10 protein-coding genes and 1 rRNA gene are annotated in these 12,243 nt (G+C 49.8%); 10 read left to right on the plus strand and 1 reads right to left on the minus strand.

All coding sequences use genetic code 11. The features are described 5' to 3' along the window. Nucleotides 1-106: 106 nt before the first annotated feature. From BLQ82_RS29865 to BLQ82_RS29900, 8 genes are all read left to right on the plus strand, one after another. Nucleotides 107-490: a hypothetical protein gene (locus BLQ82_RS29865; protein ID WP_062519007.1), complete on the plus strand. Its 384-nt coding sequence runs from the start codon at nucleotides 107-109 to the stop codon at nucleotides 488-490. Between the two features lie 900 nt (nucleotides 491-1,390). Further along, nucleotides 1,391-1,678: an Asp-tRNA(Asn)/Glu-tRNA(Gln) amidotransferase subunit GatC gene (gatC, locus tag BLQ82_RS29870; protein WP_020426267.1), complete on the plus strand. Its 288-nt coding sequence runs from the start codon at nucleotides 1,391-1,393 to the stop codon at nucleotides 1,676-1,678. 21 nt (nucleotides 1,679-1,699) lie between these two features. Beyond that, nucleotides 1,700-3,157: an Asp-tRNA(Asn)/Glu-tRNA(Gln) amidotransferase subunit GatA gene (gene gatA, locus BLQ82_RS29875; RefSeq protein WP_062519010.1), complete on the plus strand. Its 1,458-nt coding sequence runs from the start codon at nucleotides 1,700-1,702 to the stop codon at nucleotides 3,155-3,157. Between the two features lie 100 nt (nucleotides 3,158-3,257). Continuing rightward, a complete protein-coding gene (gatB, locus tag BLQ82_RS29880; protein ID WP_208810718.1) occupies nucleotides 3,258-4,691 on the plus strand; it encodes an Asp-tRNA(Asn)/Glu-tRNA(Gln) amidotransferase subunit GatB in 1,434 nt (477 codons plus the stop codon). A 97-nt stretch (nucleotides 4,692-4,788) separates the two neighbouring features. After that, the gene (locus BLQ82_RS29885; protein WP_062519013.1) at nucleotides 4,789-5,259 is read left to right on the plus strand and encodes a GNAT family N-acetyltransferase; all 471 of its coding nucleotides are present in this window, start codon (nucleotides 4,789-4,791) and stop codon (nucleotides 5,257-5,259) included. Nucleotides 5,260-5,300: 41 nt separating this feature from the next. Beyond that, the gene (locus BLQ82_RS32900; protein ID WP_244281057.1) at nucleotides 5,301-7,226 is read left to right on the plus strand and encodes a DUF4097 family beta strand repeat-containing protein; all 1,926 of its coding nucleotides are present in this window, start codon (nucleotides 5,301-5,303) and stop codon (nucleotides 7,224-7,226) included. Between the two features lie 125 nt (nucleotides 7,227-7,351). After that, complete coding sequence (locus BLQ82_RS29895) at nucleotides 7,352-7,783, plus strand: Fur family transcriptional regulator (RefSeq protein ID WP_020426262.1); 432 nt, start codon at nucleotides 7,352-7,354, stop codon at nucleotides 7,781-7,783. Between the two features lie 207 nt (nucleotides 7,784-7,990). Next, nucleotides 7,991-9,712, plus strand: coding sequence for a glycosyl hydrolase family 18 protein (locus tag BLQ82_RS29900; RefSeq protein ID WP_062519015.1), 1,722 nt, complete (start codon nucleotides 7,991-7,993; stop codon nucleotides 9,710-9,712). Nucleotides 9,713-9,879: 167 nt separating this feature from the next. Here BLQ82_RS29900 and BLQ82_RS29905 read toward each other — a convergent pair whose 3' ends face one another. Continuing rightward, complete coding sequence (locus BLQ82_RS29905; protein ID WP_062519018.1) at nucleotides 9,880-10,245, minus strand: DUF2614 family zinc ribbon-containing protein; 366 nt, start codon at nucleotides 10,243-10,245, stop codon at nucleotides 9,880-9,882. Between the two features lie 128 nt (nucleotides 10,246-10,373). Here BLQ82_RS29905 and BLQ82_RS29910 point away from each other — a divergent pair, with 128 nt between their 5' ends. Then, nucleotides 10,374-11,249 (plus strand): nucleotidyltransferase-like protein, encoded by an 876-nt coding sequence (locus BLQ82_RS29910; protein WP_062519020.1) that lies wholly within the window; start codon nucleotides 10,374-10,376, stop codon nucleotides 11,247-11,249. Nucleotides 11,250-11,745: 496 nt separating this feature from the next. Continuing rightward, nucleotides 11,746-12,243: ribosomal RNA gene (locus BLQ82_RS29915) — 16S ribosomal RNA — on the plus strand; the annotation flags it as partial.

Here is a 12,243-nt window from a genome sequence, read left to right on the forward strand (position 1 = left end):
TAAATGTCAGGTAAACCAACTGCTGGTGCTGGACAGCTCTATCTTTTTTTAGTAGACTGTGGAAACAAGCAAGACTATGATAGATTCCAGGTCAGGAGGTAGGGCGATGCTGCGTTTAGGTGAGAAGATTGTCATTGTCGCGGACGCATTTGAGCAGGGTCTTCCTATTGGAGACTATGGCTACCTAATTGCTTATGACCGTAATCCTGACAATGCGTTTGATTACGTCATCCGTGTTCCGCAGGCGAACAGAAATTTCTATGTTACAGCCGAGGATGTCGAAACGGAAGAGCAGTTGCTGGCAGCTCAGGCTGAAAGTGCCACGCACGAAGCGTTGATTGATTATGCTTTGTCCACGCACAATGAGAAGCTGTTTCATCACTTGATGAATGGCGACGATGTGGAAGCAGTGGAGACGGAGACAACCACTAAGGAAAGCCAATCCCAGGCGGATTTCATCAAACAGGTGAATCTTCGCGCTTGGATTTAAGGAAAGCCGGCGCAAGCCGGCTTTTTTTGTTGTGGTAGGAAGTGGTGTTTTTCTTCGGTTGCGGATATGAGTGTATAAAGTTGGGGATAAGTAGACGTGAATTCGGCGAATTCACTCAAAAGGGTTGAAATCAGCCGGATTCGATAGCCTTTTTCCAACTAGGCTTACGAAGAAGCAGGTGAGCAGTGCTAGTTGGAAAAAGGGAACTTATTTCTCCCCAAAAGCAACAATTGTAAGATTGAAGTGGAAAAAGGAAACCTAATTGGGTCATATTCCTTCGTCATGAGCGAAATGAGCTGAATTAGTTAGCCTTTTTCCACTTAACCTGCGAAGAACAGGGTGCCCGGGCAAATTAGTTACCCTTTTTCCACTTGGAATTGCCGAAGGATTCATAAAGGGTTCTCCAGGGAATGCTAAACTGAGATCTATCCATTCAAGGACAGCGTAGCCGTTTTTTTGTTGTTGTAGGAAATGATGATTTTCTTCTATTGCAGAGAAGAGTGATAAAGTTGGCGATTAGGAGCTGTTGGTTTTTATCGTCTGCGGGACGAATTTTGCACCGAAACAACAGCAGAAATACCGTTTGGAACACCGAAGGCTGTTTTTTTGCATTACAATTCAAATCTTAAGCTGCTGTACACTGCAAGCAATAAAGTGCTTTTTAATTTTGTGTAAGGGCTGCTTTTCTTCTGCAAGGTGGCTGCAGCAGTTTCCTTTTTATTGCGCCTCTGCCCGAATAAGACGTGAATACCGTACCACGCTTTAGGCCCCACTTTTGTGGGGCTTTTTAGATAGGAATAGCTTTGAAACCACATGCACATTGAATTGTAGAGGCTTCTACAATATAATTAAACACGTTATCCGGGCGCTTTAGCCCTTTAAACAGGAGGGATATTCCGAATGAGCATTACAGTCCATGATGTGCAGCATGTGGCCAAACTGGCCCGCCTGCATTTAAGTCCGGAAGAAGAGGCGAAACTAACTGAACAAATGAATGCTATTTTACAATATGCAGAGAAACTGAATGAACTCGACACCGAGAACGTCAAGCCGACAACCCATGTGCTGCAGGTCAGCAATGTCATGCGCGATGATGTGGTCAAAGAGAGCTTGTCACAAGAAGAAGCTCTGCTTAACGCACCTGAAGATGAGGACGGGCACTTCAAGGTTCCCGCAGTTCTGGAATAACTATACGAAGGAGGAAGAATATTGAGCCTGTTTCAATATCGATTGCCTGAATTACATAACATGCTGCACAACAAGGAGATTTCGGTTGGCGAACTGACAGAGGAATCTCTGGCTGCCATTGCGGAGCGCGACGGTAAGGTGCATGCATTTTTAACTTTAAATGAGGAAGGGGCCCGTGCTTCTGCACGCGAGCTGGACGATAAACTGGCCTCCGGAGCAGCCCGTGGACTGCTTTTTGGCCTTCCGGCCGGAATTAAGGACAATATTGTCACCAAAGGGTTGCGCACTACATGCGCCAGTCAATTCCTCTCCAATTTCCAGCCTATATATGATGCGACTGTCGTCTCCAAGCTGCGGCAGGCGGATGCCGTTACAATCGGCAAGCTGAATATGGACGAGTTCGCCATGGGCGGCTCCAATGAGAATTCTTCGTTTGGTCCCGTCCGCAACCCGTGGGATTTGGAACGCGTTCCCGGCGGGTCCAGCGGTGGATCTGCAGCAGCAGTGGCTGCCGGAGAAGTATTGTTTGCTCTCGGCTCCGACACCGGTGGCTCTATCCGCCAGCCCGCGTCCTATTGCGGAGTAGTGGGACTTAAGCCGACTTATGGCCTGGTTTCACGTTATGGACTTGTCGCGTTTGCTTCCTCCCTGGATCAGATTGGCCCGATTACACGGAATGTCGAGGATTCTGCCTATGTGCTGCAGGCCATTGCAGGCTACGATGCCCAGGATTCGACTTCAGCAAAAGTGGATATTCCAGATTATCTCAGTGCCCTCACAGGTGATATCACCGGCCTGCGGATTGCAGTGCCCAAGGAATACATCGGCGAAGGCGTGGATGCTTCTGTCCGCGACACCGTGCTGTCTGCACTGAAAGTGCTCGAAAGCCTTGGTGCGGTCTGGGAAGAAGTTTCTTTGCCGCATACCGAATATGCAGTAGCAACCTATTATTTGCTTTCATCTTCGGAGGCTTCCTCCAACCTGGCCCGCTTTGACGGTGTCCGCTACGGGGTACGAGCCGATGATGGTGGAGGTTTGCTTGAGCTGTATCATAATTCCCGCAGCCAGGGCTTTGGAGCCGAGGTTAAGCGGCGGATTATGCTGGGTACTTACGCACTTAGCTCCGGCTACTATGACGCTTATTATTTGAAAGCGCAGAAGGTGCGGACTTTGATTAAGCAGGACTTTGACGAAGTATTCCAGAAGTATGATGTGGTTATCGGACCTACTGCGCCTACTACAGCCTTCAAGCTCGGATCACAGATCGAAGATCCATTGACCATGTATTTGAATGATATTTTGACGATTCCTGTCAGTCTCGCCGGCATTCCTGCGGTCAGCATTCCCTGCGGCTTTGCCGAAGGGCTGCCTGTAGGTCTGCAAATTATCGGCAAAGAATTTGATGAGCGCACCGTTCTGCGTGTTGCGCATGCCTTTGAACAGCATACGGATCATCACAAGCAGCTCCCGCAGCTGTAATTGCAGCTGTCCGGGATGTCTGAGCTTCGGAGCGGGTTTTTACGATGATACTCAAGCAGGAGTATAGGCTCACAAAACTTTTAAGGGAATGAGAATAGATATGGCTAAATACGAAACGGTCATCGGACTGGAAGTTCATGTGGAGCTTCATACCAAGTCCAAAATCTTCTGCGGCTGCTCCACGGAATTCGGTGCTCCGCCCAATACACATACCTGTCCTGTCTGTCTGGGGCATCCAGGCGTCTTGCCGGTATTGAACCGGCAGGCCGTTGAATATGCCATGAAAGCAGCGATGGCACTGAACTGCACGATCGGCGACGTCAGCAAATTTGACCGCAAAAATTATTTTTATCCCGATTCGCCGAAGGCCTACCAAATCTCCCAATACGACCAGCCTATCGGTCTGAACGGCTGGATTGATATTGAGGTGGACGGAGAAACCAAACGGATCGGCATCACCCGTCTGCACCTGGAGGAAGACGCCGGCAAACTGACCCATGTGGACGGCGGCTTTGCTTCACTGGTGGACTTCAACCGTGTGGGAACACCGCTGATTGAAATCGTCTCTGAGCCTGATTTGCGTTCTCCGGAGGAGGCACGCGCCTATCTGGAGAAGATCCGTGCCATTATGCAGTATTGCGACGTATCCGATGTGAAGATGGAAGAGGGCTCGATGCGCTGCGATGCCAACATCAGCCTGCGGCCGGAAGGCCAGGCCGAATTCGGCATCCGCGCGGAGCTTAAGAACATGAACTCCTTCCGCGGTGTGCTGCGCGGACTTGAATACGAGCAGTTCCGCCAAGGTGAGATTCTGGACGATGGCGGTGTTGTCGTTCAGGAGACCCGCCGCTGGGACGAAGCCCAGGGCAAAACGCTGTCCATGCGCGGCAAGGAAGAAGCGCATGACTACCGCTACTTCCCGGACCCTGACCTGATTGTGCTGCATATTGATGATGCCTGGAAGGAATCCATCCGGGCAAGCATTCCAGAGCTGCCGGATGCGCGGAAGAGCCGTTACAGCACGGAATATGGACTTACCGCCTACGATGCCGGTGTGCTGACCTCCTCCAAGCCGCTCGCGGATTTCTTCGAGGGCAGTCTGGCTTATACGAAGGATGCCAAAGCCGTTGCGAACTGGATGATGGGTGATCTGCTGGGGTATCTGAACAGTGGGGGGCTGGAACTATCCCAGGTGAAGATCACCCCGCAAGGATTGGGAGAAATGATTGGTCTGATCGCAGGCGGAACCATCAGCAGCAAAATTGCCAAAACCGTCTTCAAGGAGATGCTGGAGAGCGGCAAGCTTCCGGCGGCAATCGTTGAGGAAAAAGGCCTCGTGCAAATCAGCGATGAGGGGGCGATCAAGCAGATCGTTGAAGCGGTTGTGGCTGCCAATCCACAGTCCGTTGAGGATTATAAGGCAGGCAAGCAAAAGGCGATCGGCTTCCTCGTGGGACAGGTTATGAAGGAGAGCAAAGGCAAAGCCAATCCGGGGCTGGTCAATACGCTGCTCGCAGAAGTGCTGAACAGCTAGGCTTTACCCGCTTTTTGGTTAATATACAGTAGAACATAGGCGGTAGGGCTTGTCGGTTAACGGCAGGCCTTTCGCGGCATATAAGGGGAATGTGCGGATGAGCATAATAATCAGGCTGGATTTGCAAAATGGGGATATCCTTAGCGAGCTCTGGAGCCTTCAGCATAAAGCGTACAGGCTGGAGGCTGAGAGGATAGGCTTCCATGAAATCCCGCCGCTGCTGGAGACCAGAGACATGCTGAGCCGCTCAAAAGAGTGTTTCTATGGCAGCTTCGACGACAGCGGTGAGTTAATGGGCGCTGTTGCCGTCCAGGAAGAATCATCCGGCAGGCTTACTGTGACCCGAATGATGGTTAATCCGGATTTTTTCCGCCAGGGAGTGGCAGGGAGGCTTTTGGAATATATTTTCGGGCAATACCCGGATATGGACCAGTTCATCGTATCTACAGGGAAGCTTAATGAGCCGGCTGTTGCACTGTATACCAAACATGGATTTGTGCCTGCCGGACTTGAAGAAGTTGCTCCCGGTGTCGAATTGATTGAATTTCACCGGAGCGGCCGGCTTTGAATATCAAGAATGAACGTTATGACGACAGGAGGAGTCACGAAATGAGTCCCGAGCCTAATGATTCTGCCATGCTTCCTGTGCAGGAGGAAGGAGAGTATGGCCCTGCTGTAGAAGCAGGAGAAGCTGATCAGCAACAAAAGCTGCCTTTAATTCCTCCGCGCCTGAAGCGGCGTCCCCGCCGCAAACGCAAATTCATTGCCGGATTGTTGGCAGCGATCATTCCGGGCACGGGGCATATCTACTTCGGGCTGCTTCGCAAAGGAATCTCTTTTATTTTTATCATTCTGCTTGATATTGCTGCACTGCTCTACTTCTCGTCGATTGGCATGCAGATTAATGTGCCGCTGCTCATATTGCTGGCTCTGATGATTCCGGTACTATATTTCTACAATGTGTTCGATGTGCTGCAGTCTGCCGACCGGCTTCTGCGTCTGCCTGGAGAGCAGGACCCTGAGTTCCCGCAAGTTCCGAAACCGCATGGACAACGGCGCCGTCTGGTCAGTGAACCGGGGATTTCATTTGGGCTTCTGCTGCTTCTCGGTGGTGCGCTGCTATTTCTTTTCCAGCAAAAGCCGGTCTGGCTGCAATATTTCATCGGGCATTATGCCGGTGTGACGGTTGCGGCGGTATTGGCAGCTTGCGGAGTATGGCTTGCTGTCCGCGAGATCGTAAAAGTGCTCTCCTGGCAGAACGGCAATGAACGGCGCAGCCGCCGGGTTGGCAGATACTCAGCTTCTGCGCTGCTCATAGCCGTCGGTGTTCTCTTGTTTCTGGACTGGAGAAACGGAACCGATCATATGCTGATCTTATTGAAATGGTGGCCGATTATAGCTGTGCTCTGGGGGCTGGAGTATCTGTTCATTTACTTATTTTCACGGCGCCTGGACCGGGGTAGAGGCCGATCCCGTTCACGTATGGATTTGCGGGGTCTGCTGTCTGCGGTCGTGCTCGCGGCCTGTGTGTTTATTGTTTCGGAACAGGAACATTATCTCCATCTATGGAATAGGGTCAGTCTTAATCTGACCGCAGCGGCTGTGGATTATGGCGAAGCCAAGGGAAGTAAATTCCAGAAGGCTCCAATCGTTATTCCGGTTGAATTAGGGACCTCCAAAATAACTGTAGACGGCATCAACGGTGATATTCTGATTCACCGCGCACCTGTCGAGGATATTGAAGTCGCAACAACCGTATGGGTGGATCAGTTGGAGGGTGCTGTTGCGGAGGCGATTTCGGAGCAGTCCTTTGTAGATGTAACTGAAGGGAATACGATCAAAATCATCCCCAAAAGCAAGGCCTATGGAGACTCCGGCAAACGCCAGCCGCGGATGGACCTTGAGATTTCATTGCCTGAAGACCGCCGTTTTAATCTGGAGGTGCGGACGATGAACGGAGGCATTACCTTGCAGAATGTGGAGGCCATAGAGGATATCAATATGGAGACCGGGAATGGGGAATTGATCCTCCACCGTATTTTCGGCAACGTCAAAGGGAAAACACTGAACGGGGCCGTACGTGCCAGAACGGTTCAGGGCAGTGTGGATCTGGCGACAAGCGGCGGGGATATGGCGGCCTGGGATGTAACAGGGGCGCTTAAGCTTTCAACCGCTGTTGGCAATATTTCGGCTGCGGGGAGCGGAGATCAGATGGAGCTGTCCAGCAAGAACGGCAACTTGGAGATTAACGGGGCCAGATCGAAGCTAAAGGCCGAATCCCTCAACGGCAAAATCCATATTCGCTCTGCCGACTTCGGAGGCAACTGGGATATCTACAGCGCGGTAGGTGATATTGACCTGTACCTGCCCGCATCGGGAAATTATACCGTGGACGGCTCCAGCGGTTATGGCGATATCGTTTCTGATATTCCGGAGCTGACCATCGACAAAAAAAATATCTCCGGCGAAGTAGGCACAGGCGAATTTAAGCTGCATGTGGAAGGTAACAGCAACCTAAATGTGAGGAAATATTGAATTAAGTAATTTTTATTATATAATAATCAATATAATGTAATGACTTCGTTGACAACATTGAAAGCCCGGTCTTACAATTACATTATAGTTATTATTATGTTTTTTATTAAAAGGCGGTGGCATTGATGGGTAGTGGCGTACAGCATGCATTGGAACAACTGAAGACAACCGGTGTCCGTATTACGCCCCAGCGTCATGCGATTCTATCGTATTTGATGGAAGCGATGAATCATCCTACGGCAGATGATATTTACCGTGCGCTTGAGCCGCAGTTTCCAAGCATGAGTGTGGCAACAGTATACAACAACCTCAAGATGTTCATGGAAGCGGGGATGGTCCGCGAGCTGACCTACGGCGACAATTCCAGCCGTTTTGATGCCAATGTATCTGATCATTATCATGTTATCTGCCAGGAATGCGGCCGGATTGAGGATTTCAGCTATTCATCGCTCCATGAGGTGGAACAGCGCGCTGAGCAGGCGACAGGGTTCAAAATCCATGGTTTGCGGATGGAGCTGTACGGAATCTGCAAATGCTGCACAGAGAAGACACAGTAAGTTCTGAATAGTGAGAGTCATTTTAAACGTGCGGAATCCGGAAACGGAGACCTCACGTTTTTTGAATTTTTTATGATTTTTTATGTCATCCTATCAATTAAGCCCAACTCTTCCAGCAGATTTGCGCAACCGGAGCGCTGGAGATAGCGTATACTGTTAGAATGGTTTTCCCGCAGTATAATTCTATTAGTGATCTGGAGGTACAATTTGAATAGAAGACAGAGACAGAGACGCGTCAAGAAACGCGGAGGTCTTTTTCGCCGTTTACTAGGACTTGTCATTATAGCTGCTGCAGCCTACTGGGTTGTTTTTTATGTATTGCCGAACCGTCTGCATACCGATCCTGATTGGAAAGGGTTAGAACAGCCTGTTTTTGTCAAAGGAGAGCTGACGGGCTATTCCGCTTCAGGTAACGGGGACGCGTTGCTTTTACCGCTTCCGCTGCTCCAGAAATATGTAGACTCATCTATCCGTTATGAAGAAGATACCAAGTCTGTAATCTTATCGACAAATAATGAGCTTTTATATATGCAAGAAGATACTAAAACCGCCAGTCTGAATAATAAACCGCTCCAGCTCCGTCTGGCGCCAGAAGAAAAAAACGGGATGACCTACCTGCCCGCGGACACGCTTGAAAATTTGTACGGCTTTGAGGTAGAAGAGAACAAGGACACCGGGGCTGTTCTGCTGATGACCGCTGGAGAAAAGGTCCCGCTCGGCAAAGTCAAGGGCGAAGAAGGCGGCAAAACCCAACCTCTGCGCAGTGAAGCGACCATCCATGCACCTATAGTGGCCGATATGTCTCCCGGAACGGTGGTGAGGATTTGGAACGCGGACAATGAGGACTGGCTGTACGTACAGATGGACAGCGGCTTTACAGGCTATGTCAAAGCAAACGATATCATTAAAGGCGGAGAGAAGGCAGTCGATGTGAAACCGGCCACTCCCTCACGCGCAGAGCGAAGCTGGAAAGGCAAGCCTGTGAATCTTTACTGGGAAGCGGTCTATGAACGTAAGCCTAACCCCGCTAAATTTGGTGCTCTTCCAGGAGTTAACGTGGTCAGTCCTACCTGGTTTGAGATCGTCGATATAAAAGGAAACGTCCGCAGCAAGGCTGACAGTGCCTACGTACAGTGGGCCCATCAGCAAGGGATGGAGGTTTGGGGGCTGTTGACCAACAGCTTCAATGCCGACCTTACCACCCAGGCGTTGTCAAGCTATGAGAAGCGGATGAATGCCATCGTGCAGATGCTGGAATATGCTGATCTATACGGTCTCGATGGAATTAATATCGATTTTGAAAATGTCTACACCAAGGACGGAGAGAACGTTACGCAGTTCATGCGGGAGCTGAAGCCTATGGCCCAAGCCAAAAACCTCATTGTCTCAATGGACGTGACTCCAAAATCGAACAGTGAGATGTGGTCGGTCTTTCTGGACCGCCGCGCACTTGGCGCAGTTACTGATTTTCTAATTGTTATGGCTTACGATGAGCATTGGGCGTCCAGCCCTACCGCAGGTTCTGTGGCTTCGCTGCCATGGGTGGAAAAGTCCGTAAGGCGTATCCTCGAAGAGGATGACGTTCCTGCAGAAAAGCTGATACTTGGTATCCCGCTGTATACACGCATTTGGTCGGAAACCATAAAAGACGGAAAAACCAAAGTCAGTTCCAAAGCCGTCAGCATGAATGCCGTTCAGGAAATACTGGCTGAAAAGAAATTGAAGCCTGTGCTGGATAAGGATTCAGGTCAGAATTACGTAGAGTATACGGAGGACGGTGTCCTTCGCAAGATCTGGATAGAAGATAAGGTTTCGTTAAAAGCCAGGGTAGAGCTGGCCAAATCCTTCGGGTTAGGAGGCATTGGCTCCTGGAACCGCAGCTTTGCCGTTCCAGAGGCTTGGGAGACCTTGCAGCAGATAAGCGAATAGACAGATACAGCACAGGGGTTCCCTTAAGGGAACCCCTGTTTTTTTGAAATATTAGAATTTATATGATTCACGCAATAAATTATCCTTATATTTCCCGCTGAAACGTTACCGTCCGGTATAAGGACGGCAGAGCCGTTTCCACTTGTATAACATACAAATGCGATAAGCTAATGCTTGAGCTGCTGTCCTTCAAGCTGCTCCGCAGTGATCGTTGCCTGTGCGGGATCCATCGTGAGAATGGTATGGCAGAACATGCATCGGTCAGTTTTTCCCAGCATTTTGGTCAGCTTGTGGCATTCCGGACATTCTACCTGCACGGCGCTTGTTGAGAGCATACCTGCCCAAAAATAGATCGCCAGACTGGCAATCATAGACACCAAGCCGATGACAAGCCCGATTGCAGCAACAACCTTTCCGGCCGAACCCCAGAATACAATGCCCGCCGTTCCCAAGATCATCAGGCCCATTCCCAGCATGGTAAGCAGCAGGCCCCAAGTGCGAAAAGCATTGATTTTAGCCGATTTAAACTTCATGAGTATTTGCTCCTAACTGAAATATAGTTCCGTTGTCCAGGAGGAACTGCCATGAATACGTAGAATATTAATATTTAAGTGAATTATAACTGACAGACGCAAAATCGCCAAATTTGATGGAGGGAAGTATGGAACTGTCCAATTTGACCCTTTTTAGTGGGGAGACGTTTGACGAGAGTGTACTTGGAGCTGTAGCCCTGCATCAGACCGGCAATACTCCGTTTCAGAGCGCGCTTCTCCATGATTTTGATATGGTGGTACTGATGCTGCATGAGGAACAGGAGAAGGAACGCATTATTACTCATACCATGGCCGGTGAACGGCGCACACAGTCCGTCCATGTAAGTCTTTCCGCTCTGGAGAGAGCGGTAATGGCAGGGGATAACAATGAACTCCTCACCAGCCTGATTGCAGGTGAAGTCATTTGGGACCCCCAGGGAATCCTGGGTGAAATGCGCCGGGAGATCATCCAGTTTCAGGGGCCGATTAAGGAACGGATACTGTTTATGGAGTTCTCCAGATTCCTGCATATGTATGTGAAATCTAAGCGGTATATGGAAGCTGGCTGCACTATGGATGCTTACAACTGTGTATTGATCGCTTTATATCACTGGGCGCGTATAGAAGTAAGCGAGGCAGGCTGTTTTCCTGATCCGGCGGTGTGGGAGCAAATCAAAGGCCTGAATTCATCCGTTCATAAACTGTATGAGGAGTTGACCGTCAGTACGGAGACATTGGACCAGAGAGTGGAGCTTATTCTGCTGGCTTGTGAGTTTTCCATTATGTCCAAGATGTCAGATTGCTGTACCATACTGTTGAATATACTGGGCAGCCGCAAGGAACCCTGGAGTATAAAAGAACTGCTTCAGCACTCCGGACTTAGCCAGCTTGGCGCCGAACTGCCGCTGGTACTGCGCAAGCTGGTATCCCGTTCACAAATAAGGGAGATTGCTTCGTGGGCAGAGGATGCCGGGGATGGTCATGCTGTACGCTATACCTTGTGAATATAAAGAATAATACGAATGGATAAGGAGAGGCGCATATGCTCTCTTTTTTTGTTGTTTTTTTTTCACATGAGAAAGTCATTTGAGGGAATATTTATAGTTGACTCTTGTGTTAATGTTGTGTTAAATTATAACTCGTCCCTCTGACGCGGTTAAGTTGCTGCAAAGCACGCGGAAGACAACCGAAAAAAGAAATTAAAAAAAGGTTGACTAAAATGAGGGCGCTGTGATATATTATAAAGGTCGCTGCTGACAAGCAACGATGCAAGAAAATGAGAACTTGATCTTTGAAAACTGAACAACGAGTGAGTGGGATTTCACGCAAGTGAGGTCCAAAAGAGATGAGTTTCGCGGCGTGTTTCACGCTTTTGAAAATTCATCAGAGAATGCAAATTCTCGTCAGATGTTTCAAAATGAGCAATCGCTCTTTCTAATATCTTTTTCGGATGGTTATTTCCTCGGAGTGATTCGGGTGAAGTAGCCACCCGGAAAAACCAATTTGGAGAGTTTGATCCTGGCTCAGGACGAACGCTGGCGGCGTGCCTAATACATGCAAGTCGAGCGGAGTCTTGTTGGAAGCTTGCTTCCAACCTGGCTTAGCGGCGGACGGGTGAGTAACACGTAGGCAACCTACCCTCTAGACTGGGATAACTACCGGAAACGGTAGCTAATACCGGATAATTCCTTGACCCTCATGGGTTTGGGATGAAAGGCGGAGCAATCTGCTGCTAGAGGATGGGCCTGCGGCGCATTAGCTAGTTGGTGGGGTAACGGCCCACCAAGGCGACGATGCGTAGCCGACCTGAGAGGGTGAACGGCCACACTGGGACTGAGACACGGCCCAGACTCCTACGGGAGGCAGCAGTAGGGAATCTTCCGCAATGGGCGAAAGCCTGACGGAGCAACGCCGCGTGAGTGATGAAGGTTTTCGGATCGTAAAGCTCTGTTGCCAGGGAAGAACGTCCGGTAGAGTAACTGCTGCCGGAGTGACGGT

Origin of the sequence: Paenibacillus jilunlii (assembly GCF_900102965.1) — a bacterium.
Lineage (GTDB): Bacteria > Bacillota > Bacilli > Paenibacillales > Paenibacillaceae > Paenibacillus_AQ > Paenibacillus_AQ jilunlii.